The 26,674-nt window shown below is 50.4% G+C and carries 11 protein-coding genes; 4 read left to right on the top strand and 7 right to left on the bottom strand.

Annotated elements, in window-relative coordinates; genetic code table 11:
• The first annotated feature begins 349 nt into the window (after positions 1-349).
• Positions 350-1,003 (top strand): hypothetical protein, encoded by a 654-nt coding sequence (locus tag BUB73_RS14315; RefSeq protein WP_073286909.1) that lies wholly within the window; start codon positions 350-352, stop codon positions 1,001-1,003.
• A gap of 78 nt (positions 1,004-1,081) precedes the next feature.
• Here BUB73_RS14315 and BUB73_RS14320 read toward each other — a convergent pair whose 3' ends face one another.
• From BUB73_RS14320 to BUB73_RS14330, 3 genes are all read right to left on the bottom strand, one after another.
• Positions 1,082-1,510: a dCTP deaminase domain-containing protein gene (locus BUB73_RS14320; protein ID WP_073286975.1), complete on the bottom strand. Its 429-nt coding sequence runs from the start codon at positions 1,508-1,510 to the stop codon at positions 1,082-1,084.
• A 309-nt stretch (positions 1,511-1,819) separates the two neighbouring features.
• Positions 1,820-2,635, bottom strand: a complete 816-nt coding sequence (locus BUB73_RS14325) for an RNA methyltransferase (RefSeq protein ID WP_073160421.1) — start codon at positions 2,633-2,635, stop codon at positions 1,820-1,822.
• 87 nt (positions 2,636-2,722) lie between these two features.
• Complete coding sequence (locus BUB73_RS14330) at positions 2,723-3,571, bottom strand: nucleotidyltransferase family protein (RefSeq protein ID WP_249269339.1); 849 nt, start codon at positions 3,569-3,571, stop codon at positions 2,723-2,725.
• A gap of 72 nt (positions 3,572-3,643) precedes the next feature.
• Between BUB73_RS14330 and BUB73_RS14335 the strand changes: the two genes are divergently transcribed.
• The 3 genes from BUB73_RS14335 (at position 3,644) to BUB73_RS14345 (ending at position 9,479) form a co-directional block, all read left to right on the top strand.
• A complete protein-coding gene (locus BUB73_RS14335) occupies positions 3,644-5,161 on the top strand; it encodes a GGDEF domain-containing protein (RefSeq protein ID WP_073286911.1) in 1,518 nt (505 codons plus the stop codon).
• Between the two features lie 41 nt (positions 5,162-5,202).
• The gene (recQ, locus tag BUB73_RS14340; protein ID WP_073286913.1) at positions 5,203-7,062 is read left to right on the top strand and encodes a DNA helicase RecQ; all 1,860 of its coding nucleotides are present in this window, start codon (positions 5,203-5,205) and stop codon (positions 7,060-7,062) included.
• Positions 7,063-7,127: 65 nt separating this feature from the next.
• Complete coding sequence (locus BUB73_RS14345; protein WP_073286916.1) at positions 7,128-9,479, top strand: DUF748 domain-containing protein; 2,352 nt, start codon at positions 7,128-7,130, stop codon at positions 9,477-9,479.
• A 123-nt stretch (positions 9,480-9,602) separates the two neighbouring features.
• Here the strand turns inward: BUB73_RS14345 and BUB73_RS14350 are convergent, their stop codons facing one another.
• The 4 genes from BUB73_RS14350 to BUB73_RS14365 all read right to left on the bottom strand — a co-directional run bounded on the left by BUB73_RS14350 (position 9,603) and on the right by BUB73_RS14365 (position 26,354).
• Positions 9,603-11,204 carry an ABC-F family ATP-binding cassette domain-containing protein gene (locus BUB73_RS14350; protein ID WP_073160517.1) on the bottom strand — a complete coding sequence of 534 codons (1,602 nt, stop codon included), beginning with the start codon at positions 11,202-11,204 and terminating at the stop codon, positions 9,603-9,605.
• A gap of 135 nt (positions 11,205-11,339) precedes the next feature.
• A complete protein-coding gene (locus tag BUB73_RS14355) occupies positions 11,340-15,794 on the bottom strand; it encodes an acyl-CoA dehydratase activase (protein ID WP_073286919.1) in 4,455 nt (1,484 codons plus the stop codon).
• 172 nt (positions 15,795-15,966) lie between these two features.
• The gene (locus BUB73_RS14360; protein ID WP_158535498.1) at positions 15,967-18,777 is read right to left on the bottom strand and encodes a T9SS type A sorting domain-containing protein; all 2,811 of its coding nucleotides are present in this window, start codon (positions 18,775-18,777) and stop codon (positions 15,967-15,969) included.
• Positions 18,778-19,031: 254 nt separating this feature from the next.
• Complete coding sequence (locus BUB73_RS14365; RefSeq protein ID WP_073286925.1) at positions 19,032-26,354, bottom strand: tandem-95 repeat protein; 7,323 nt, start codon at positions 26,352-26,354, stop codon at positions 19,032-19,034.
• Between the last annotated feature and the right edge of the window lie 320 nt (positions 26,355-26,674).

Genomic DNA, 26,674 nt, shown 5'->3' on the forward strand with positions numbered 1-26,674 from the left:
TTGCAATTTAGTTATCCTAGCTGGCTCCCATCTGGGGGCCTTTTTTGCATCCTTCAGATTCCGCTCGGATTATGCATTTGCAAATAGAATTCGGGATGTATAATATACCTTTACGTATTGCTTTCGTCAATACACCTATATTTTGTTTAGAACCTCCTTTATACACGAATTTTTCAGGAACTTTGCACGCAACTTGTTTGATAATTTTTGTTAAATAAACAACCAAACCCAACTGCCTCAATAAACATAGTCTATCTTTACCTACGTGTTTTGGGAATGAAAAGGAGATTCAAATGAAAAAATTTTTCTAGCGGCCACAGTTCTGTTGTCATGCGCACTTTCGGGATGCATGAGTTTCTTTTATAAGATGAACCGTCTTGAGAGCACCCCATTTGCCAGCGAATTCATCAGTGACGCAAAACGGAATGTCGGTCTTGACACAACGTACAATGTTCCCGGAACAAACCTGGGCATGGAAAACATCTTCAAAAAGATTCCCTACGACACAAGAGCTCTTCTTCAAGGACTCATTGATAATTTCGGCGTTAAACAGCTTGAAGAAAATATGGAGCTCAATCTGGTGAACGGCTACGTTATGGACATTTTTATGAAATCCAAGACGGACGATTCCAAGCTTCATATGGTGCATATCAACTACGGTGGCGAAAAAGACGAAACCTTACGCAACGAGCTGAATGCATTTTACGATCTCTGGTATGTGGGCGGCCGCGTCACAAAACTAAGACGTCGTCTGCAGAATGGTTTTGAATACGACATGGACATCGAAAAGGAATATGAATACTCATATTATGAAGACGGAAAACTTAAAGAAGAGTACCACGGTACCCTTTTGAACGACGGCGAAGGTGTTGTTAGACAAAACGGCACGATGGCCATCTACAGAGATAATGGTAGAAAAGCTGTTGAATGCAAAATTTCAGACCTACAAGTTGATAAAGAAAGTTGCAAAGTCTGGGACGAAAACGGAAATTTAAAGAAGTAAAAAACACAAAAAATCTCGTCACACAAGACGAGATCTTTTTTTATCCAATCGCAGAGTTTATTTGAGCCTGTGCTGTTATTATTTCACGCCAGTGCTGCCGAAGCCGCCGCGGTCCTTGTCGGAGAGTTCGCCTTCCTCAAATTCCAGAGTAGGCTGGATTTCCATAATGCGGAACTGGGCAATGCGGGAGCCCTTCTCAATGGTCACGTCTTCGGTGGCATAGACCGGCATTTTCCACCAGTCGTTTGCGCCGCAATAGCTGGAGTCCACCACGCCAACAGAATTGGTCTGCAGAATCTTGAAGTTCTTGAAGGTGGAGCTGCGGGGGGCCAGATGGGCTTCATACCCCTCGGGCAATTTCATAGCCACCCCCAAATGAATCAGGCGAAACTCCCCCTTCTTCAGGGTAACGGTTTCCGCGGCGCTCAAGTCGATCCAGTCGGACTTACCGCCCACATATTCCAGACGAGGAATGGAATCATCAAGATATTGGATGGTGATTTTCATTGCCATAATGATGCCTTTTTGCGTTATGGGGTTACTATTTCCAAGTCAACAACCCATTTAGTAACCCATTTATTACTTTATTTTCAAAAAGATTGTGCTTTTTTCAAATTCTTTTTCTTGACAAGGTTACTAAACGCATTATTTACAGCAATTTAGTAACCTCTAGAACAGAATTTACAGCAATTTAGTAACCTCTAGAACAGAAATTTCGCCCCAAAAGCATTACTTTATTTAAAACCAAGGTTACTAAAAGGGCTCAAAACCTCCGTTTAGTAACCTATTTTTCAAATTTCTTAATGTTCGGCGTTATTACCCGGCCTTTCCTTCTTCGGCAGCAGCCTTAGTTTCTTCAGCTTCGGCGGCGGCCTTTGCGGCAGCGGCCTTTGCAGCGCGGTCTTCGGCCTGTTCCAGGCGAGCGGGCTTACCGGCTACATTACGGAGCAAACCGAACAGGGCCGAAAGTTCGTTGCGGGTGGGGTGTAGTCTCTGGAGCAGAGTGTTCAGGAAGTTATCTCTCCAGGCCTGATCATGATACTGACCGGTGAGATAGCGGTCCAGGAACTTCTTGAATCCGTTAATCTGGTCGATGGTTGCGGGCTGAGTTTCGCAGGCTCCCTTGGAACCACGCTTGGCGCGGCCTTCACCGTTTGCCAAGGCACCAGAACGGCACAGTTCATACAAAGAAATAGAAACAGCCTGACCCAAGTTCAAGCTCATCAAGCCCGGTACGGGAATTTCGCACTGGTAGGTGCAAGCGTTCACTTCTTCAAGAGCCAGGCCGCAGGATTCACGACCGAACACCAGAGCGATGGTTCCATCATCAGGAAGCATGCCCGACAGATCGGGAACCATGCAATGCTTAATAGCACTACCGAAAATGCGACGGCTGAAAGCGACTGCACAGGAGCAATCCCCAATAGCTTCGCGGAAGGTATGAACGATGGTTGCCTTGTCCAGAATGTCATGGCTGTTGGCTGCCGTGTGGTAGGAATTTTCAATCACCTTGTTACGCTTGGGGTAAACGATGTACAGTTCATCCAGGGCGTAGCAATGCATGGCGCGGGCTACGAAGCCAACGTTGTGAGGATGTTCCGGTTCAACAAGCACTACTCTAAACTTTCTCATTTCAATCCTTCATCATTCAAATTCTTCTATGGATTCTTCGCTACGCTCAGAATGACGCGCAGCCAATTCAACCATTCCAACACAAATCTAAATCTTCCAGCTAAATCCCTTACCGCGGATTTCATTTTCTACAGTTTCGCCCTCACCCACTGTGGCTCCTGCAAACACGATAGAATCGCGGGTCACAGCAACGCGTTCGTCAGTCCAGCTATCCACTCCAAGTTCATCAAGGCGGGCACGGCAAGCGGCCATCAGACCTTCAGGAGAACCCATGTCAATCCAGGTAGCATTCATCTGACTCATGTCCACAAAAGGTGGACGTCCTGCAGCAATTTCCTGCTTCCAGAATTCACGGATGTCAAATTCACCGTCAGCAATTCGGGCCAAAGCCTCGTCGCTGTAATAGGATACTCCGGAGAACGTTGCGGCGGCACCCTCTTCGGAACCAAAACGGCCAGCGATTCCTACCAGACGTCCATCCTTATTCACACGGAAGGTATTCACCTTGGGGAAATCCACAGCCAGCAGGGCCACACCAGGGGCAGAGCCGTCCTGAGCGGAGGCAAAAGTGCGCTTGGCATTTTCCACAAAGGCCTTCAGGTCAAAACTGCAGTAGGCATCGCCGTTCATGATCAGCAAGCCCCCACGGTATCCTTCGTTATAGATTCGCTTTAAGGGGCCTGCAGTTCCAAGAATCTCGGGCTCCACCCACACTTTTTCAAAGCCAAGGCGTTTACCCTCGGCAACCACCTGTTCGGCCAGATAGTGCGCATTGGCGTGAAGTCTTACGTTTCCAATACCGTTAGCTTTAACCGCCTGCTGCTCCAATATAGAAGCATCAACTACCGGAACCAAGGGTTTCGGCACATCGCTGGTCAACGGGCGCAAACGGGTTCCAAGACCCGCGGCAAGGATCAAAACGTTCAATTTTTTCATCAACATCAAAGATAGAAAACGTGGATATTTATCTTTTTACTAAAATTAAATGGTCTTACATTTTGAGCAATTATGATTAAGTATATCATTGATTATTTGATAAGAGCCAGCCTCACCAACTCGGATCTGTATACTATCCGAGACAAGGAAACCAATCATAACCATAGAGCGCTGCTGGTATATTCAGCCATATCGACTTTCTTTTTTTCGTTCACCTGCATAGCCGCCTTTGCAACCCGACTCCCCGCCATGTTGGAAAAGGCCCCCATCTACGCAGGGTTCGCCATGTTCTCCATTGTAAGTCTCGCCATAGCATTTGCTGTCGGAAAGAAAAATCACACCGTTGTCGGAATCTTGTGTCACATCTTCTACCCCATGCTCCTATGCTTCGGCCTGTTTTCATCGCTTGTGATATCCTGCGACGAACCCTCCACCTCCCTATTGGCCATGTACGTGGTTTCGCCGCTGCTGTTTGTCATGCGACCAATCCACATCGTAATTATCACTATTATCGCCGATTTCATCTTCCTCTATTATTGCGGTTCCGTCAAGCCGGCCGAAATTGTTGGAACAGAAATCGTCAACTGCATCGTCTATAGCGGCATCGGCATGATTGTCGGCATATTCAACGTCCGCGACAAATGCCAACGAATGCTTTTTGAAAATCGCGTATCCCAGTTCAGCACCAAGGATCAGCTTACCCACAACCTCAGATCCATTTCGGACATTTACGTTTCCATGCACCAGATCAACCTGGACTCGGACACGTTCTTCTCAATTAGAACAAACAACTTTATTGATTCTAGCGTAGACAGTTTCAACGAAAATTTCAGCAGACAAATAACGCTGGCCATGACGGCAACCACAGCTCCCGAATACCTGGACCGCATTCTGGATTTCGTAAACACCAAAACACTACCCGACAGGCTCAGAGGCAAGCGCACCATCACCCAGGAATTCATGGGCAAGAATTTTGGTTGGTGCCGAGCCCGCTTTATCGCCATTGGTCCCGTAAACACCGAAGTTAAGCCAAACCAGGTTATTTACGCCGTCGAAAATATCAGCGAACAGAAAAAGATCGAAACAACGTTGATTGCCAAAGCCGAAACCGACGCCATGACCGGACTGCTGAACCGCCAGGCCGGTATTGACAAGATAAAGACAGCCATCAACGAAAACCGAATCGGTATGTTGGCCCTGTTCGATGTAGATAAATTCAAGCACATCAACGACAACTACGGTCACCAAATGGGCGACGAAGTTATTATCGCTGTCGCCAACGCCATGAAGGAAACTTTCCGCGAAGAAGACATTCTATTGCGTCTCGGCGGAGATGAATACATTTTCTTCGTGAGCGGAGTTTCTAACGAGGAACAGGGAATCCAGATTATCAGCAGATTCTTTGAATCTATCAGCAGGATTACTTTCGAAAAGGTGAACAACCTAAATATTTCTGTCAGCCTGGGCGCAACATTCCTAAACGGCGAAGAAGGAATCGACTTCGAGGAATACTACCGTAGAATCGATAACTGCACTTACCGCAGCAAGAAGATCGAAGGCAAGGCCTTCACCTTCTGGCGTGACGAATAAGACTCTTGCACATTTGTACACCAAATATTATATTTACCTGCATGAGTGATCAGCAGGCAAGTCTTCTTTTTAATACAGCACAGCAGAAGCTTAAGGAATATTTCGGTTACGACAGCTTTAGACCCAAGCAGGTCGAAGTCATCAGACAGGTTCTTGAACGCAAGGACACCTTGGCCCTAATGCCAACCGGTGGAGGCAAGTCAATCTGCTACCAGATTCCGGCCCTGGTTTTCGATGGTTGCGCCGTGGTGGTTTCGCCTCTGATTGCCCTCATGAAGGATCAAGTGGACAGTCTCCGCGAAAACGGCATCCCCGCAGCGGCACTGAACAGCGGCCTTTCAACTGAAGAAGCTTCCGAGATCCGCAGCGCCTTTTGCCGCGGAGAACTTAAACTGCTGTATATCTCCCCCGAACGTCTGGTTTTTGAAGTAGAGAACCTGCTCCCCCGCGGTCGCGTTTCGCTGTTCGCAATCGACGAAGCCCATTGCATTTCTCAGTGGGGCCACGATTTCCGCCCCGAATACACCCAGCTTTTTAAGCTCCGCGAAAACTTCCCCGGCATTCCCATTCTCGCCCTGACGGCCACGGCCGACGCCATTACCCGAGAAGATATTTTACAGCAGCTTCGCATTCCCGAAGAAAATCTGATCCTGGATAGTTTTGACAGAAAGAACTTGTCCCTAGACGTTCGTCTTAACTATAAAAAATTGAGTAAGCTGGACGAAATTGCAGACTTTATAAAAGAAAGAAAGGGTGAAAGCGGAATTGTATACTGCCTTTCCCGCAAGTCTACCGAAACTGTTGCCGACGAACTCCGCAAAAGGCACATCATGGCAGACGCCTACCACGCCGGCATGACCGCCGATGAACGCGCAAGAATTCAAGAGGACTTCATCTACGACCGCACCAAGGTCATCTGCGCCACCATCGCCTTCGGCATGGGCATCGACAAATCCAACATCCGATTCGTCATCCATTACAACACGCCCAAAAACATGGAGGGATTCTATCAGGAAATCGGACGCGCCGGCCGCGACGGCCTCCCGGCCGACACCCTGCTGTTCTATTCCGACAGCGACATCGTTCAGCTGGCCAAGTTCGCCCAGGATTGCAGCGACCCACAGCAACGGCACCTGCAACTAGAAAAGTTGGAGCGAATCCAGCATTACGCCACCAGCCTGGTTTGCCGCCGGCGAATCCTACTAGGCTATTTCGGCGAAGTCATGGAACAGGACTGCGGCAACTGCGATATTTGCAACCACCCACCACGCCGTTTTAACGGAACCATCCTGGCTCAAAAAGCCCTCAGTGCCATCTTCCGCACCCGCGAACAAGAGAACGCCAACATGATTATCGACATCCTGCGGGGGTCCCATCGGGCAGAAATCATCGAAAAGGGTTACGACAAAATCAAGACCTTTGGCGTAGGGGCAGCCACCCCTGCCGACAAATGGCAATCCTACATCCAGCAGATGATTCATCTAGGTTGCCTTACCATGAGCTACACCGACAAGAAGACCTTGCGCATTACCGAATTCGGGAAGCAGGTGCTCTTCGGCGAAAAAGAAATTCAATTGGCCCTGATTACAGAAGACAAGCGAGAAAAAATCGCAAACCAGAGAAGCTCGCAACCGCAAAAAGTTTCTGTACGCCTCAGCGCCAAGGACAATCTGGAAGGAAGCGACGCCGTACTTTTCGAGGCCCTGCGAATCCATCGCCGCAATCTTGCCGACGCCGCCAACGTACCGCCCTACGTCATCTTCAGCGACAAGGTTCTGCTGGGTATGGTTCAGGAACGCCCGGCCAGCCTCACCGACATGGCCAACATCCCCGGAATCGGCGCCATGAAGTTGCAAAAATACGGTCAGGAATTTCTGCAGATAATCAACGGCGAAGACTAGCATTATAAAGCGTGTACACGATAATTAACGTGCAATTTCCGGACACTTTTTTTATTATTTGAAATATGAAGAAACGTTACATTGCCCTCATTGTCCTGGCGGTATTGATCGTTCTCGTGATCGCCGCCCTCAAAATCGCCCCCGGTATCGCAAAAGACTATGTAGTCGAGCATTCCGAAGAACTCATCGGCCGCAAAATGAAGATTGCCGACGTAGACTTCAATCCGTTCACCTTCACAGTTACCGTAGACGATTTCGCCATTTTCGAACAGGACGGCGCAACACCTTTCGTGGGATTTGAAAAGTTCCGCGTCAACGTGAATCCCACTCGCCTGCTGTCCAAAGAAATCAACGTCAGCGAAATCTATTTGAAAGGCCTTTATACCCAGGTAGTACAAGACGGCGACCGCTTCAACTTCAGCGACATCCTGGATAAGTTCGCCGCAAGTGAGCAGGACAGCGTCGCCACAGATTCCGCAGCCACCCCATCGGCAACCGCTGATGCAACTGCAGACTCCGCCGCAGGCGATTCTATCAAGGCCATAAACATTGACCCCGTCGAAATGACCGGAGGATTTGATGTCGCCATCCAGAACATCGTCCTGGAAAAGGGCAACATCATCTATCAGGATCGCAAGGTCGGTTCAAAAATTCACCTCCAGGATTTCTCTGTAGATATTCCCGCCGTCTACTTCAACAACAAGGACACCGACATTGGCGTAAACCTGAAGTTTGCAGATGGCGGCGATCTGACCGTGAAAGTTCTCTTCAACATGAAAACTCAGGACTTCAATGTAGCAGTCGCCCTGAAGCAGTTTGAACTGGCCTGCGGCAAGCCCTACCTGAAGGACTTCATCAACTATAAGGACTTTAGCGGCTCCCTGGACGTCAACCTGAATGTTGCAGGCAACGTGAATGACGTTCTTTCTAGCAATGTTGCAGGTACCGTAGGCCTTAACAATATCGTCCTTACCGAAACATCCGAAAAGACCATCGGCGTGAACAGCGTACAGGTCGGCATCAAGAAGGCTAACCTGAACGAAATGGACTTTGTCGTGGATTCCGTAGTGGTCGATGGCGCATTCGCCCATCTGGACCTGCTGAAGGGCGGCAAGACCAACATCGACATACTTCTAAATCCCAAGGGTGCAGCCGAGGACACCAGCGCAGTTGACAGCGCCCTGGCCGCAGCCGTCGTTACCGAAGCACCTGTAGACTCTTCCAAGTCTGATTCCGCTGTCGCAGCCGCCCCCGAAACAGCCAAGGCCGCCCCAGCAAAGCCTCTGAAATTCGTACTGAACAAGTTGCAAGTCAAGAACACGTCCGTCTCCGCAAACGATCTTACCATCAAGACGCCCTTCAACTATAAGGTTAGCGGCATCAGCGTTTCCGGTTCCAACATCAACTTTGACACCCCCTGCACCGTTAACGTAAACGCCAACTTCCCCGAAGGCGGCACCGTTTCTGTAAAGTACAAGGGAGCCCTCTCCGACCTGAGCACTATGGATGCCTATGTCAGCATCAAGAATCTGGCCCTGAAGCACTTCAGCCCCTACAGCCTCCACTACACCGGCTACCCCATCATTTCTGGCACCATGGCTTTCGCCAGCGACAACAAGATCAACAAGTTCAACCTGGATAGCAAAAATACAATCGACATCTACAACATCGACGTTGGCGACAAGGTAGAAGGCAGCGACCCGGAATTCACCGTCCCCATGAAGGTGGGTCTGTACATTCTCAAGGACAAGGACGACAAGATTCAGTTTGACGTTCCCGTGCAGGGCAACATGCAGGATCCCGAATTCTCTTACCTCAAGATTGTCTGGAAGACCGTGATGAACCTGCTGATCAAGGTGGCCCTTTCACCCCTGAAGATTGTGGGTAACGTCGCCGCATCCGGTGCAAGCGCCATCGGTTTCGACCTGAGCAAGAACGACGAAATCGTTATCGACCCGCTGAACAACCACATGGAAAGCGAACAGTACGCCAAGGCAATCAAGATGGTTTCTGCCCTGGCCAAGGATCCCAAGTTGAAGATGAACTTTGTGCAGTCCTTCAATATGAAGAAGACGGTGGAAGCCTACAAGACCCGCAAACTTAAAACCGAGTTCTACAAGTCTACTCAGGGCAAGACCGCCCTGAACGAGCTGGACGAAAAGGCTATCATCGCCATCGACGACAAGGACGAAGCCTACACCGCCTACGTTGCCGCCAACGCCGCCAATCTGGACCGCAAGGCTCTCGAAAAGGAACTGCTGGACATGGCTGCCAAGCGCAACGCAGAACTGCTGAAGACCCTTCAGCAGCAATCCGGTGTTACCAAGAAGAACGTCACGGTCACAACCGCTCCCCGTTCCCAGCTGGTTAACCACAAGGGCAAGGCAAACTTCAAGGTACAGATCGACGTACAGTAATTGGAAGTCGCGCTGCACCTACAGCGAAAAACGTTTCCTATAGCGAAAAAATCCTCGGTTTAAAACCGAGGATTTTTCTTTAAAGTTTGCGGGACCGACCTGCAGTCCCCACAAAATCAGGACTTACTTCTTCTTGTTGCCCTTAGACTTCGATTCATACCATTCATCGAAGGTGATGGAGCGGTCAACAACGCCATTGGGAGTCAGTTCCAGCACGCGGTTTGCCACAGTCTGCACGAATTCGTGGTCCTGAGAGCAGAAGATCACCGGGCCCTGGAAAGCGGTCAGGCCGTTGTTGAGAGCGGTAATGGCTTCCAAGTCCAAGTGAGCGGTAGGTTCGTCCAGCAGCAAGCAGTTTGCGTTGGAGAGCATCATCTTGGAAAGCATGCAGCGAACCTTTTCACCACCGGAAAGAACGTTACAGCACTTCAGGGCTTCTTCGCCGGTGAAGAGCATACGGCCCAGGAATCCGCGGATAAAGGATTCGTCCTGTTCCTTACTGTACTGGCGCAGCCAATCCACCAGAGAAAGTTCGCTGGCAAAGTAAGCGTCGTTGTTCTTGGGGAAGTAGTTGTAGCTAATGGTGCTACCCCACTTGAGCACGCCGTCGGCAGCCTTGGTTTCTTCGGCAATGAGCTGGAAGAAGGCGGTCTTCAGGGTGTCATATTCGCCAACCAGGGCAACCTTGTCGCCGTTGTTCAGCTTGAAGTTCACACCGTTGCAAACGATGCCATCACCGCCGTCGATAGAAGCGTTATTCACTTCCAGCACGATCTTGCCCGGTTCGCGGTCCATCTTGAAGTTGACCCAGGGGAACTTACGGCTAGAAGCCGGCATTTCTTCGACGGTCATCTTATCCAACAGCTTCTTACGGGAAGTAGCCTGCTTGGCCTTTGCGGCGTTGGAAGCGAAGCGGCGGATAAAGGCCTTCAATTCTTCAATCTTTTCTTCGGCGCGGCGGTTCTGGTCCTTACGCTGCTTCTGGGCCAGCTGGCTAGCTGCATACCAGAATTCGTAGTTACCACCGTAGATGTTAATCTTGCCGTAGTCAATATCGCAAGTATGAGTGCAAACCGCATTCAGGAAGTGACGGTCATGGCTCACCACGATCACGATATTTTCGAAACGTTCCAGGTAATCTTCCAACCAGGCGACGGTATCCAGATCTAAGTGGTTGGTCGGTTCGTCAAGCAGAAGAATGTCGGGGTTGCCAAAAAGAGCCTGAGCCAGGAGCACGCGAATCTTCTGACCGCCATCCAGATCGGCCATAAGGCTGTAGTGGAATTCTTCGGGAATGCCCAGACCCTTCAGGAGCACTGCAGCATTGGAGTCAGCTTCGTAACCGCCGATTTCACCGAAACGGGTTTCAATTTCCATGGCCTGCATGCCCTGTTCTTCGGTCATTTCCGGAAGAGCATACAGTTCGTCACGCTTCTTGCCCAGTTCATAGAGTTCCGGGAAACCCATCATCACAGTTTCAAGAACAGTGTTCTGTTCGTAGGCGAAGTGATCCTGCTTAAGGACGGCGATTCGTTCGCCCGGGTCCTTGGTCACGTCACCGGTATTGGGTTCCAGTTCACCGGAAAGGATCTTGAGGAAGGTGGACTTGCCGGCGCCATTTGCACCGATCACACCATAGCAGTTGCCGCGCTTGAAGGAAAGATTCACTTCCTTGAAGAGAACGCGGCTACCATATTGAAGACTTACATTAGAAACATTCAGCATGGCGCCAAATTTAGAATTTTTTTCAAAAAACAAAAGGGACGCCGGCCTCAAAACCGACGTCCTTTTTGCGGAAAGCGGAAAGCATAAAGCGTAGAGGCGAAGCCCCTTTAACCTTTAAACTTTAACCTTTATCCTCTACGCTTTATTAGCCTTTTCCAGTTCGCGAGCGTTGATGATCAGCATCTGCAAACGGTTTTCGATGTTTGCGAAGCTGGTATCCGGGTCGTAGTCCAGAGACAGGACCTGGATATGGGGGCAACGTTCCTTAACAGCCTTGGTCAGGCCGCGACCGGAAATGTGGTTAGCCAAGCAGGCAAAAGGCTGCAGCACAATGTGGCTATTAATGCCATGCTGAGAATTGTAGATGATTTCGCCCGGAATCAACCAACCTTCACCCGTATTGTAGGTGGGGTCGATAATGTCGCGGACGTAATCCATCAACTCGTAGCAGTCTGCATGATGTTCGTAAAGGCTGAAGTGTTCCTTCATGATCTTGCGAACAGTTTCCAGGGCACGGGTGTAGGCCTTTGCGGTAATGCCACCCACAATGCGATCGCTAATGGGGTTTGCAGAGAAACCACGCTTCAGCTTTTCGGCACGCACGGCTTCGTCCACGCGGAAGAAGTCGGTCATACCCGGCAGGTAGACTTCCATACCGTTGTTCATTAGGTAGTTTTCCACAAAGCCGTTGGCACTGGGGTGATAGTTCATGAGAATTTCGCCAAGCACGGCAACACGAGGCTTGCGGATACCCTTCTTACGGTCTTCGGTGATTTCAATACCGTTGAAGGCATCGATACACTTGGTGAATTCAGCCAGCATCTTGGTGGGGTGCGGCAATTCTGTCTTCTTCAGGTGACCGCCGATTTCCATGATGCGAGGCATCCAGACGTCGTAAACCTTCTGGGTGTCGCCAGCGTTCACTTCGTAGGGGCGAATAGCGCGGTACATGGTTTCAATAGCGTCCATGGTCACCAGGCCCCACAGCATATGGAGTCTGAAGTCCAGGCCAGTCTTAAAGCCCGGATGCATACCCTTCACGTCGTCACCGGTGGTAATGATACTTACATCTTCGAAACCAGCTTCGTCCAAAGCCTTACGGGCAAGCACGGCGTACTGCACGGCACGGCAGTTTTCGCAGTTCTTGGCCAAGCACATAGAAACGTTGGACGGCTTTACTTCGGGGTGTTCCACCAGCCACTTCAAACCTTCACCGATGTTCACCTGGCAGGGGAAGCAAATATCATTATGCACGTACTTCTTACCCAGTTCCACAGCCTTCTTGTCGGCCACAGGCAGGTATTCAGCGATAAAGCCGTTAGCCTTCATGTATTCGCTGGCAAGAACGGTAAATGCAGGAGACAGGTTCGGAGTCAAGATGCGACGGCGAGTCTTATCTTCGGCAACGAACGGGGTATGGAACAGCGGTTCGTTGGAAGCGGGCTTGTCGGGCAGATTTGCAGCACGGCGAGCCTTCACCGTTTCGATAAAGCTCTTGATACGAATGCCAACAGGACCGCGAGCGTCGCCTTCGTCAAGCTTCAGCATCAGCATTTCCTTGTTGGAATCCAGATGGAGCATACGGGACATTTCGTCGGTCAAGATGGAGTCATGACCGCAACCGAAGCTAACGATCTGAGCCAGTTCCACATTAGGATCCTTGGCAGCGATCATGGTAGCGCCAAGCATACGCAGGTGGAAGGTGTTCTTGATTTCGATACGGGTATGGCTAGGAATATCCTGATCGTAAACGCCAGGGAGAGATTCGGTTGTAAGAACCGGAATGCCCATGGCGGTAAAGTGAGAGGCAATGTTGTGGTTGATCAGCGGGTCCACATGGTACGGACGACCGGCAATCACCACGGCAAAAGTATTCTTGGCGCGAACGTCATCAAGGATCTTCTGACCTTCTTCAAGCAAAGTAGTCTTGTAGTCGTTCAGAGCCTTTTCACCTTCATCCACAGCCTTGGAAATCAGCTTCTTGTCCAGCTTCCAGTTTTCATGGAACCAGTCGATGGTCTGAGAGCGACGGAGCTTGGAATTGAACCAGTGGAAGATCGGCTGATCCATGGGAACGCCATAGTTCTTTTCAGGTTCGTCGGTGTTCTTGATGATGTTGGGGTAAGCCTGCACCACCGGGCAAACAGAAGTGGCGTCAAACTTGGTGTGGTCACTGGGAACAGCCACCATCATGGGGAAGAAGATACGGTCAACCTTCTTTTCGATGAGGCTGAGCACATGACCGTGAACAAGCTTTGCCGGGAAGCAGACCGTATCGGAAGGCACGCTGTGCAAGCCAGCTTCGAACATCTTGTAGTCAGAGCTACGGCTTACAACAACCGTGTAACCCAGGCTGGTAAAGAAAGCCTTCCAGAAAGGCAGACTTGCCCAGAATTCAAGAGCGCGAGGAATACCGATGGTCTTCTGAGTACCATCAGCCTTCAACTGCGGTTCCACCAACTTGGCCGGAGCATAGTCCTTCACCAGCAGCTGGTTGGTACGCTTGATCATATCGGGCACGGCCATCATCTTCTTGTTGATTTCGGCGATGAGAGCCTTGGTCTTCGGATCGTTAGGATCGGCAGTCACTTCACCACGTTCGCAGCGGTTGCCGGTAACGAAGTTCTGACCGTCGCTAAAGGTAACGATGGTTCTGGAGCAATGGTTGGTGCAGTACTGGCAAAGCTGACCCGGCTGGTTGTGCCAGCTGAAAGTCTTCATGGCTTCGAGGCCGATGAAGCTGGACTTCAGTTCCGGATTTTCCTTGCGCTTTTCTTCCATGAACTTCTTGGTGAGAAGAGCAATACCGATTGCACCCATTTCACCCGGACGTTCCGGACGGATGGGCTTGAGGCCCGTGTACTGTTCAAAGGCGCGGAGCACAGCGTTGTTCTTGAAGGTACCGCCCTGCACCACCACCTTCTTACCGAGAGTGTTGAGGTTGCGGATACGGATCACCTTGGTGAAAACGTTGTTAATAATGGAGCGGCAGATACCGGCGATAATGTCTTCAGGCTGCTTACCATCACGCTGTTCGGTGATGATAGAGCTGTTCATGAACACGGTGCAGCGAGAACCCAGCTGAGACGGGCTCTTGGCATTGAAAGCCAGTTCTGCAATCTTTTCCATGGGAATGCCCAGGGAACGTGCATAAGTTTCGATGAAGGAACCGCAACCCGAGGAGCAAGCTTCGTTCAGGATAATACCGGTAACCACACCGTCCTGAACAGAGATTGCCTTCATGTCCTGACCACCGATATCCAGAATGAAGGACACGTCGGGGCAGATACGCTGGGCAGCGTTTGCATGAGCCACGGTTTCCACAGTGTGGTAGTCGGCATGAACGGCCTTAGCGAAGAGCTGTTCACCATAACCGGTAGTACCCACACCCAGGATGTTCAACTTACAACCGTATTCTTCGTAACGGTCGGTCAGTTCGTTCATGGCATCCTTGAGCACCTGGAGCGGTTCGCCGTTGTTGCTAGCGTAGAAGCCATCGATCACGTTGTCCTGTTCATCGATAAGAACGAACTTGGTGGTGGTGGAACCGGCGTCGATACCCAGGTAGCAATTGATGGTAGAACCGGAAGCGGGCTGCGGGTACACGTTGCTCGCCATCTTGTGATCTTCCAGGAACTGCTGGTATTCCAGGTCGTTCTTGAAGAAGAGGTCGGCGGCAGCCTTGGCCTTATGTTCGGCCTGACGGGCTTCGTTAAAGTGGACCAGGGAGTCCAGAGAGCCTTCTTCGCGGTAAAAGCATTCCTGGTCAGCAAACATGGAGCCCAGGGAGAGAGCGGCGCCCATAGCTACGAGTACTTCGGAATGTTCAGGCACGATAGCCTGTTCATCCGTGATTCCCAGACGTTCCTTGAAGGCGCGGACAAGGGTCGGGTTAAAGGTAAGGGGACCACCTTCGAAAATGACGGGCGGCTTGATTTCCATACCCTGGGCAAGACCACCGATGGTCTGCTTGGCAATGGCATGGAAGCTGGAAAGGGCGATATCTTCCTTGGCGATACCGTTGTTCAGCATGGGCTGAATGTCGGTCTTGGCGAACACACCGCAACGGCCGGAGATTTCATAAACCTTCTGACCGCGCTTGGCGTAACCTTCAAAGGCCTCGGTCTTCACACGGAGGAGTTCTGCCACCTGGTCGATGAACGCACCGGTACCGCCGGCGCAGACACCGTTCATACGCATGTCGCTGGCAATCAGCTTGCCAGTAGTGGGATCCTTTTCAAAGAACACCACCTTGGCGTCCTGGCCACCCAATTCAATAGCGACACGGGTATCGGGGTAAGTAGCACGAACGGCGAGAGCGTTGGCCACCACTTCCTGTACGAAAAATGCGTGAGTTGCCTCGGCAAAGGGCTGACCGCCACTGCCACAGAAAGCGACTCTAAAGTTCTTGCCCGGGAACAGACCGTGGGCTTCGCGCAGCACCTCATGGACCTTCTGGGCCTGCATGGCGTTATGGCGCTGGTATGTGTAGTGTAAAAGCTTGTTGGTTTCAGGTTCAACGACGGCAATCTTAACGGTTGTAGAACCGACGTCGACACCGACCCATAAATCATTCTTAGTTGTACTCATAGTGCGCCAAATTTAGAAAAATAAGTTTAAAAACATAAACCTACAAAGCCCATTTTTTCTGTAATATGAGCAGAAATTCCCCATAAAAAAACAAAAAAGGTGGCACTAGGCCACCCGGGTATATTTTTTACAGATAAGCTATTAGAACTGCAAACCTATAAAAAGGTTTGCCCTATCGGGCAATAATAACCTTATTGCTGAACAAGACCTGCTTACCGCTCTCGACACGCACATAGAAACTGCCCTTGGCACCCACCAGTTCCTTCAGGGGGACGCTTACGGAACTGCCATAGAATCGGCTAAACAGTTTCTGTCCCTGCATATTGAACACGCTGACAGAAGCCCCGGAATTTTTCAGAGTCAATTCCAGATTGCCACGGGCATAAACCGCACGGCTAGCAGAAACCGCCGGAGTCCTCGGGCCAACCTTGATTGTACCATCAGATTCAGAGGAACCCATCTTCCAGGTGTCGGGAACACGCACCGCAATGCCACGGCCTGCAGTACTCATGTATACGACGCCATAGGTATTCATGTCGCCCATAACGAATTCACCATTGGCAAGACCGCCAAATTCATGACCGTCATCATTTACGCGGGTCCAGGAAGCGCCCTTGTCATCAGAGCCGAACACACCGGTAACGCCGTCAATTGTGGCAAACACATAAATTGCAGGATATCCGCCCTTCGTCTTGGGAGCGCCAAAACCAACGGCCTCGCAATAGCCAACGCCCTTCACCGCAGACCAAGTCTTGCCCCCGTCAGTGGAGTGCTGCAGACTGCCGCCAACGCCCACACCAGTAGACGGATCCTGTTCAGCAATGGGCAGCCACAAGTCGCCCTCATAACCAGGAATCGCACGGAACTTCTTAAAGACGCTCACACCGGGTTTTCCAACAGCGCTAAAACTAACACCCTTGTCGGAACTCTTGTAGAACAGGCCTTCCGTCTTGTTGTAAGCATAGAACACATCCGCATTTTCAGGATCGCCCACCACAAAGGAACCGTTATCGATACCCGTCACTTCCGTGTAGGCCGCATTGCTGTAGCGGTAAACGCTGGTACTACCTTCCATGGGAACAAACAAGGCCACTTCGCCGTCAGTTGAAATAGCGGCGGTGCCGTTGGCAATCTTTTCGTCAAGCTTGCAGTAAGTACCCACAGTCCAAGTCTTTCCGGAATCGCTAGAGAACTGCAGAGGTTCAATAGGAACATCGCTATACTTGCCCTCATACTTACGGGCATTGGCCACCTTCACCAAAGTACCGGACTTCGCCGCATAGGCAAGCCCCTGGGTAGTTCCCAGAGGAACTGCCGTTCCGCTCACGTCCGTCATATGACGGAACTGCGGGAACTTGGTAATATCATCATGACGGAATCCGTCGTAGTCGCCAATAATGGAAATCATGGGGCCGCCAGGAATGCTCACCACCTCGAAAGGCACGGTTTCTTCAACGCCATGGGCACTAAAATGCCAAACCTGATTCATGGCAATCTGATCTTCTTCCCAGGAGTTTTCCGCCTTCGTCACCGTATAATCAGTTAGATTGTCCGTCCTGAAAATTCCATTTCCAGAAGTCACGAAAACGCGATTATGGTCAAAGGGATCCATGGCCACGCTACCCGCCCAGTGAATGGAACCGTCGTGCATCCAGCCGATCCCGTTAGCATCCATCTGCTGCGTTGTCGGATAAACTCCACCTTCCATCCAATAGTAACGGAAAGAGGCAATCCATGTTTCGCCACCATCTGTGGTATGGAAAATATTGGAACCCCAGCGGTCGCTCCACACATCCTTTCCGTCTTCGCCCTTCTTGTACCAGAACTGCGGTCCATTGTAACCTTCCGTGGTCACCACCATTTCCTTATCATCGTTAGGGTTAATGGTGATGCCGCCATAAGGAGCAATATATTCGTACTCATCCGTCTTGGAGTAGTCGGTCATATCATACTTGGCCTCCCCTTCCCCATCCAGATAATCTGCAGGAGAAACGTCAGTCCAGGCGCCCGTCTTCAAATTGCACTTCAGTACGGCTCCGCGACCAAAGCCATCCCAGATCGGGCCCCAGCCTTCGTCCCAACCCATGGAATGAGGGCCGGCTCCATCGGCAAAAGTCACCACCATGGAACTTCCATCCTTGGTAATCACGGCACGCTGAGGCATCAGACGGACAACGCCGCCACCCTTCGTAGTACGCAAGCTATCAGGAATCGGCAAAGCCTTCCACGAAGCACCGCCATCCGTCGAAGCAAACACATTTTCAAAAGTCTTGTTCTTGGTAGAACCCTCACGCAAAAAACCGGCATAAAGATTCTTGGAACTGCCAGGCGCATACTGAACAAAGCTAAAACCGGAACCATTCCACGTCGTATCAGACCCGGCCGCAGTTGTCCAGGCATCCACATGACTCCAGCTGGAGCCGTTATCAGCCGACTTCCACAAGCCCTTATTCTTCGAACCGTAGAACATAATCTTCGAATCGTTGGGATCCACAGCCAAGGCTTCCCCATTTCCGCGGCCCATGCCGTTTCCGTGGGCACCAAAGCGGGTAACCTTAGCTCCCTTGGTACCATCTTCGTCCCAAGTGTAGAGCAATTCCCAGGAATTACCGCGATCCTTACTGCGCAAGAACGCACTACGGCCATTATTCCAGTAGCTGGTACCGGTCATCATATAGACCACGCCCTCTTCCTGAGGGTCAACGGCAATGGCTTCCACCCCCAGAAGGCCTCGTTCAGTCACATCGACCCAGTCCATGAGCGAAACCCAGCGGGCACCGGATTCATCCCAGCGATAGGCACCGCCCACGTCCGTACGAGCGTAAAAAAGGCCCTTTTCCAGCGGAGAAGCGACAATGGCACTAACGAATCCGCCACCGCCCATGCTGACAGCACTCCAATTAAATCCATCTGCAGCTTTTGCGCCGGCAAAAACAGACAGACCCAACACGAGGCCAGTGGCCCCAAACAACCCTTTAACCATAAACATCCCTTGGGCAGAGCCCTAAATCAGAAAATTCCAAACACCGGAATTTTCAAAACCAGCCATAATATAAACCCAACAAACAACGAAAGTATCCTAAAAGACTTGCGAACCCCAATAACCCTTGAGGTCATTACAACGGAGCATAAGGGTACAACTATTGATTTATTATGGGAAATGCAAAAAAGCCCTGCGACTTGCGTCACAGGGCTCTAAAAGTCAAACTTTTATTGGAATAGAAGATCGTTCAAGAATTACTTCTTCTTGCCCTTCTTCTTACCCTTGGCCGGCTTGTTGTCTTCCTTGGGTTCTTCCTTCTTTGCTTCGGCCTTCTTGCCGCCGCGGAGGTCCTGCATCTTGAAACTTACGTTAATTTCAGCAGTTGCGACCTTGGAGTAGAGTCCACCCGGATCCTTCACCTTGAAGGTGAATTCATCGAGACCGGAGAAGCCCTTGTTCGGCATATAGGTGAAGGAACCATCCTTTTCATTCAGGTTGATCTTACCATTGCGCGGCTTCTGGACAATCTGAACAGACACCGGCTTTTCGCCATCGGGGTCATTCACACCGGACATCAGGCCTTCAGAAGCGGAAACCTTAAGTTCATCGCCTTCCTGGGTCATGTAAGTCTGGTTGCTTGCTTCCGGAGCGTTGTTCACGGGGATCACGGTGAACAGAGCGGACTTGCTAGCCTTTGCGCCTTCAGGGTCAGTGACGGTGAAGGTAATGCGTTCCGGCTTGCCCTTCCAGTGTTCGTGCGGCATAGCAACAATAGCGGTCTTAGCGTTCTTGTCATACTTGACAGTCAGGAACTTGTTGCCAGTGAAGGTCCACTTCAGTTCGTCGAAGCGATGGTCCTTATCGCGGGCATACTGGTCAAGCTTGATCTTACCCACAACGCCCTTGTTGTCATTTTCCTTGATGGTGAAGTCAGGAATGTCGCGCATGATCGGAGCAGCATTCACATGCTTAACAACGAACTTGGCAACAGTCTTGTCCATGCCACCAGCCGGATCCTGAGCGGTAAAGACGAGGGTTTCTTCGCCGAACCAATCCTGCTTCTTCGGGCGGATCACAGCTTCGCGACCACCAGAAATTTCAACAGCCAGGTTCTTGGCACCGGTAACCTTCCACTTGATTTCATGAACCTTGTGGTCGGGGTCGGTAACGTAGTTATCCAGCTTGATAGCCTTGAAGGACTTACCTTCCAGAGTTTCCTGGCCAGGAATTTCCTTCACGACAGGAGGATCGTTTACGGGCTTCACGGTGAACTTCACAGGAATGGTAGCCTTTTCGCCAGCCGGGTCAAAGACGTTCACATTCACAGTTTCGGTACCATTCCAGTACTTGTCCGGAATTTCAACAGTCAGCACACCCTTGTCGTCAATGTTGAAGATCAGGTCATGCTTAACAGCTTCAACAGCAGCACCCTTGGCCTTCTTGCCCTTCTTTGCCGGAGCATTCTTGGCAGCCTTGGAAGCCGGAGTTTCGTTATCCAGAGTCCAAACCAGTTCTTCCAGCTTGTTATCCGGATCGCTTACAACCTTGCTGAAGTCGAAGGGAGCAAACTGCTTCTTTTCTTCGATGACGAAGGGCTGAACAGGCTTCAGAACAGGAGGATCGTTCACCGGGGTCACTTCGAAGGTAGCCTTAGTAGAAGCAGAGGCACCTGCGATATCCTTAACGGTGAAGGTCAGGGTTTCCTTACCGAACCAGTTGGGGTTCGGGGTAATGACGTTAGCACGGTTACCCTTGATATCAACCTTCAGTTCCTTGTTGCCAGAAACAGACCAGTGGAGTTCATTGGGCTTGTTATCCGGGTCAGTTGCAGACTTGGACAGGTCAACAACCTGGAACTTTTCCTTTTCCTTGATCTTCTGACCAGCAACCTTGCTGATTACCGGAGGATCGTTAACCGGGGTCACTTCGAAGGTCAGCTGCTGGGTAGCCTTTGCACCTTCCGGGTCAAAGACGTCGAGCTTGATCTTTTCGGTACCGTTCCAGTACTTATCCGGAGTAGAAACAATCAGCTGCTTCTTGGCATTGATAGAAGCCTTGAGAGCGCGGGTCGGAGCCAGTTCGAACTTCAGCTGTTCAATCTTATGGTCAGGATCAGAAACGAACTTGGTCAGGTCGATGGGCTGGAAGGATTCCTTTTCCTTGATGGTCTGGGTCGGAATCGGAGCGATAGCCGGAGCATCGTTCACAGATTCAACCAGGAAGTTAACGGTCTTGGAGTCCTTAGCACCTTCAGGGTCAGTAACAGTGAAGGTCACGTTACGTTCACCATTCCAGTACTTATCAGCAATCTTGATACGAGCAATGTTCTTGTTGTCGATTTCCACCTGGAATTCGTCAACCGGTTCCGGTGCCGGTGCTTCCGGTTCTTCTTCAACCTTAGCACCCTTCTTGCCCTTCTTAGCAGGCTTCTTAGCCGGCTTCTTGGCAGGAGCAGGAGCAGCAGCGCCAACCTTGGCAACCTTAACGGTCCAAGTCAGGTCTTCCAGCTTGTGGTCCGGATCCTTAACGAACTTGTTAAGATCGATTTCCTTGAACTGGCCCTTTTCCTTGATCTTCTGAGCCGGGATGTCCTTCATGACAGGAGCATCGTTCACAGAAGTGATTTCGAAGGTAGCGGTAGTAGAGGTAGTTGCACCATCCGGGTCAGTGACCTGGATAACCAGCATTTCAGGCTTGCACCAGAAATACGGATCCGGAGCGCTAACGGTAAGAATGCGGCTACCATTGATTTCAGCCTTCAGCTTCTTGTTGCCAGAAACGGTCCACTTCAGTTCGCTGGGCTTGTTGTCCGGATCCTTAACGTATTCGTCAAGCTTGATCTGGGCGAACTGCTGCTTTTCCTTGATCTTCTGGTCGGCAATCTTCTTGACGAAGACCGGAGCGTCGTTCACGCGGGTCACTTCGAAGATCATCTTATGAGTTGCAGATGCACCTTCAGGGTCGGTAACGGTGAATGCGATAGTTTCCTTGCCGTTCCACTGGTCATTGGGAACAGAAACAATAGCGGTATTGTCCTTACGGAGGTCAACCTTCAGACCCTTGTTGCCAGACACGCTCCACTTCAGCTGAGTGGTCTTGTGATCCGGGTCAGAAGCGAGAGTAGAAAGGTCGATGGTCTTGAATACACCATTTTCCTTAATGGTTTCACCCTTCGGGGCCTTTTCAGAAATCTTCGGAGGATCGTTAATAGAACGAACTTCGTAGCGTGCGGTCTTTACAGCCTTTGCGCCTTCAGGGTCAGTAACGGTGAAGGTAATGTCTGCAGCACCATTCCAGTACTTATTGGGGATAACGACGGTAGCAACGCGAGCGCCACCTTCGCCCTTGTCCACCTTAACGGACAGGGTTTCACCTGCAGGAACTTCTTCAGCCTTTGCAGCCTTCTTGCCCTTGGCAGCAGGAGCACCAGCCTTAACCGGCTTCACGTCGAAGGACCACTTCAGATCAGCCTTCTTGTGGTCAGGATCGTTAACCAGGTCGTCCAGCTTGATGGTCTGGAACTGCTTCTTTTCGTCAATGGACTGATCCTTCAGTTCCTTAACAAAGACAGGAGCGTCGTTTACAGATTCAACGGTGAAGGTCACTTCACGGCTATCTGCAGCACCTTCAGGGTCAACGACAGAGAACTTGATCTTTTCAGAACCGTGCCAGAACGGGTTGGGCTGGGTGATAGAAACGTTGTGGCTTGCATCCATAGCAACCTTCAGTTCCTTAGCACCTTCGATCTTCCACTTCAGCTTGTTCTTCGGGTGGTCAAGATCTTCAACATAGTTATCCAGGTTGAAGGACTTGAAGGAGCCCTTTTCCTTGATAGTCTGGTCAGCAATATCCTTCATGACCGGAGCATCGTTAATGGACTTCACGGTAAATGCAGCCGTAGCCTTGGCAGATGCACCTTCCGGGTCAGTAACGGTGAAGGTCAGCTTTTCGGAACCGTTCCACAGAACGTTCGGAGTCTTCACAGAAACCTTGCCGTCCTTGCCAACAGTAACCTTGAGGTCCTTAGCACCGGCAACATCAATCTTGAGCTTGTCGAATGCGTGGTCCGGATCCTTAACGATTGCAGCCAGGTCGAAGTCAGCAAACTGCTGCTTTTCGTCGATGGTCTGATCCTTGATCTGACCGATAGTCGGAGCGTCGTTCACAGACTGAACGGTGAACAGAGCGGTGCAGGTAGCCTTGCCGCCATCCGGGTCTTCCACCTTGAAGGTGATTTCTTCGGCACCATTCCAGTACTTGTCCGGAATAACGATCTTAGCCATACGCTGGCCATCAACAGACACCTTCAGAGCCGGGGTAGCACCCTTGGCCTTGGGCTTGACATCGAAGGACCAGGTGAGCTGATCGGCCTTGTGGTCCGGATCGTTTACGATATCGTTCAGGTTAATGATTGCGAATTCACGCTTTTCAGGAATGGTCTGATCCTTAATGGGCTTGGTGAATACGGGCAGGTCATTTACAGATTCAACAGTGAAGTTGACGGTACGCTTGTCAGCGGCACCTTCAGGGTCAGTAACGGTGAAGGTGATAGCTTCGGAACCATTCCAGTACTTGTTGGGAGTGGTAATGGTAGCCACATGCTTTGCGTCAATAGCAACCTTCAGGTCCTTGTTGCCGGAAACAGTCCACTTCAGCTTAGACTTATCGTGGTCAAGGTCTTCAACGAACTTATCCAGTTCGATGGTCTTGAATTCACCCTTTTCCTTGATGGTCTGGCCAGCAATATCCTTCATGACAGGAGGATCGTTGATGGACTTCACGGTGAACACAGCGTCGCTCTTGGCAGAAGCACCTTCAGGGTCAGTAACGGTGAAGGTCAGCTTTTCGGAACCGTTCCACAGCGGAGACGGAGCCTTAACAGTAGCGATACCGGACTTGTCGATATTAACCTTAAGTGCCTTGGCACCGGCAACATCCCACTTCAACTGGCCAAAGGCATGGTCAGCGTCAGAAGCGAGTTCAGCCAGGTTGATAGAAGCGAATTCCATCTTTTCGTCGATCATCTGGTCCGGAATCTTCTTGAGAACCGGCACATCGTTTACAGACTGAACGGTAAAGACGGCCTTAGAGGTAGCCTTTGCGCCTTCCGGGTCAGTGGCGGTGAAGGAGATTTCATCGGCACCGTTCCAGAGCTTGTTGGGGATAACGATCTTGGCAACCTGCTGAGCGTCGATTTCAACAGTGAGGCCAGGTTCCTTGCCCTTGATAGTAGACTTGACATCAACAGAGAAGGTCAGGTCGCTAAGCTTGTGGTCCAGGTCACGAACCATTTCACCCAGCTTGACCGGAGTGAACTGGCCCTTTTCCTTGATGGTCTGCGGAGCAATCTGCTTTACGAATTCGGGAACGTCGTTCACGGATTCAACAGTGTAAGCCACAGAGCGTTCATCGGTAGCGCCTTCCGGGTCAGTCACCTTGATGGTGAGAGTTTCGGAACCGTTCCACTGCGGAGACGGAGGAGTTACCTTCATAACGCGGTTACCGTCAACAGCAACCTTAAGTTCGCGGTTACCGGTGATGGTCCACTTCAGCTTATCCTTGGAGTGGTCCAGATCATCAACATACTTATCCAGTTCAACAACCTTGAACTGTTCCTTTTCCTTGATGGTCTGTTCCGGGATATCCTTCATGACAGGAGGATCGTTGATGGACTTCACGGTGAGCTTCATCTGAGTCTTAGCAACGCCGCCTTCGGGGTCGGTTGCAGAGAAGGTCAGAGTTTCAGAACCGTTCCAGAGTTCGCTGGGGGTCTTGAAAGAAACTTCGCGAGTCTTGTTATTCAGGTTGACCTTGATATCCTTGTTGCCGGTAATTTCAACCTTGAGCTTGGAAATATCGTGGTCAGCGTCAGACAGATATTCGTCCAGAACGATAGAAGAGAATTCGTTCTTTTCTTCGATAGTCTGGTCAGGAATCTTCTTGAATACAGGCAGGTCGTTGATGGACTTCACAGACAAAGTCACATCCTGCTTGACAGAAGCGCCATCCGGGTCGGTGCAGGTGAAGGTCACCACTGCAGTACCGTTCCAGTAGGTATCCGGGATTTCGATGGAAGCCACGCGAGAATCATCGATGTTCACGCTGAGGGTACCAGATTCCGGTTCCTTGCCCTGATGCTTAACATCAGCTTCCCAGGACAGTTCGGAATTCTTGTGGTCGGCATCCTTCACGAATTCGTCAAGCTTGATCTTGGCGAACAGCTTCTTTTCGTCAATGGTCTGGTTGGGGATAGCCTTGACCAGAACAGGAACGTCGTTCACAGAGTTAACGGTGAAGGTATTTTCGGATTCAGCGCATGCGCCTTCGGGGTCGCAAGCCTTGAACTTGATGGATTCGCTACCGTTCCAGAGTTTGTTCGGAATCTTGATAGTAGCGGTCTTGCCATTCAGAACAACCTTCAGGTCCTTAGTACCAGAAATGGTCCACTTAAGTTGTTCGAAAGAGTGGTCCGGATCCTTGATCAGCTTGTCCAGTTCGATGGGCTTGAATTCCTGCTTTTCATCGATGGTCTGTTCAGGAACATCTTGAACAAATTCAGGAGCATCGTTAATGGACTTAACGGTGAAGGTTACCTTAGCGCTAGCGGAAGCACCGGCAGCGTCGGTTGCCTTGAAGATAAAGGTTTCAGAGCCGTTCCAGAATTCATTCGGGATCTTGACGTTGGCGGTACCGTACTTGTCGATTTCGACCTTCAGGTCCTTACCACCTTCGACAGTCCACTTCAGCTTGGCGACATCGTCATCAACGTCGCTCACGAAATCAGTGAGGCTGATGGATTCGAATTCATTCTTTTCATCGATGGTCTGGTCAGGAATCTTCTGCATGACCGGAGCATCGTTAATGGGCTTCACAGTGAACACAGCGGTCTTGGAATCGCTGGCGTATTCACCATCAGTTGCAGTGAACTTGATCTTTGCGGAACCATACCAGTTGGGGTCCGGGATCACCACAGTGGCAACGCGGTTCGGGTCGATTTCCACGTTCAGGTCGCCATCGGCCTGATCCTTGCCATTGGGCTGGATATCGAATTCCCAAAGCATCTGATTCTTCGGATGGTCGGGGTCAGTAACGAAGTCATCAAGCTTGATCTTGGTGAACTGCTTACCTTCGTCGATGGTCTGGTCAGGAATCTGAGCCACCACCGGAGGATTGTTCACGGATTCAACATTGAAGTTTACAGTTTCAGAACCGATTGCGCCCTTAGTATCAGTAGCGGCGAAGGTAATGTCTTCGTTGCCGTTCCAGTACTGATCGGGTGTTTCGATGGTTGCCACGCGTTCCGGAGAAATGGACACCTTCAGCTTCTTGTTGCCGGAGACGGACCACTTCAGCTGGTTCGGCTTATCCATATCGTCGGATACGTAGCTATCCAACTTAATCGGTGCAAATTTGCCACCTTCGTTAATGGATTCACCAGGAATACCCATCACGGAAGGAGCGTTATTTTCGACAGCGGCTGCATTACCAGAACCAGCTTCTTGAGCAATTACGCCGACCGAGGCCAGTAGTCCGGTTGAAGCAAGCAGAGCTGCTACAGACCAGTTTTTTCGTTTCATTTATGATCTCCCATAAATTCCATCCACTATGCATTCGTTCACTTTTGTTTTCACAAAAACCATAAACACGCTAGCGGTAAAGCGAGTTATACCGCCCAAATATAGTGTTTTCAAACACATTTTTACAAAAAACTGACGTTTTTAAGCCCAAAATGGAACTTTTAACACTTGACAAAAAAGACAATCTTTCGTAAGTCGTTGATAATCAACAAGATACCAAAGTAATTAAAAAAAAAGTTTTTTTCATAAAATAAGAGAGACAGGATAGTCTTTCCTGTAATGGGTTCACCCAGTCAGAACGTCTAATTGTAAATTTTTCG

Origin of the sequence: Fibrobacter sp. UWH6 (assembly GCF_900142465.1) — a bacterium.
Lineage (GTDB): Bacteria > Fibrobacterota > Fibrobacteria > Fibrobacterales > Fibrobacteraceae > Fibrobacter.

Excerpts from the sequence above, each read along its gene's own strand:
- BUB73_RS14315 (WP_073286909.1), top strand. The coding sequence starts at position 350 with ATGAGTTTCTTTTATAAGATGAACCGTCTTGAGAGCACCCCATTTGCC.
- BUB73_RS14320 (WP_073286975.1), bottom strand. The coding sequence starts at position 1,510 with ATGAAAATCACCATCCAATATCTTGATGATTCCATTCCTCGTCTGGAA.
- BUB73_RS14325 (WP_073160421.1), bottom strand. The coding sequence starts at position 2,635 with ATGAGAAAGTTTAGAGTAGTGCTTGTTGAACCGGAACATCCTCACAAC.
- BUB73_RS14330 (WP_249269339.1), bottom strand. The coding sequence starts at position 3,571 with ATGAAAAAATTGAACGTTTTGATCCTTGCCGCGGGTCTTGGAACCCGT.
- BUB73_RS14335 (WP_073286911.1), top strand. The coding sequence starts at position 3,644 with ATGATTAAGTATATCATTGATTATTTGATAAGAGCCAGCCTCACCAAC.
- recQ (WP_073286913.1), top strand. The coding sequence starts at position 5,203 with ATGAGTGATCAGCAGGCAAGTCTTCTTTTTAATACAGCACAGCAGAAG.
- BUB73_RS14345 (WP_073286916.1), top strand. The coding sequence starts at position 7,128 with ATGAAGAAACGTTACATTGCCCTCATTGTCCTGGCGGTATTGATCGTT.
- BUB73_RS14350 (WP_073160517.1), bottom strand. The coding sequence starts at position 11,204 with ATGCTGAATGTTTCTAATGTAAGTCTTCAATATGGTAGCCGCGTTCTC.
- BUB73_RS14355 (WP_073286919.1), bottom strand. The coding sequence starts at position 15,794 with ATGAGTACAACTAAGAATGATTTATGGGTCGGTGTCGACGTCGGTTCT.
- BUB73_RS14360 (WP_158535498.1), bottom strand. The coding sequence starts at position 18,777 with ATGGTTAAAGGGTTGTTTGGGGCCACTGGCCTCGTGTTGGGTCTGTCT.
- BUB73_RS14365 (WP_073286925.1), bottom strand. The coding sequence starts at position 26,354 with ATGAAACGAAAAAACTGGTCTGTAGCAGCTCTGCTTGCTTCAACCGGA.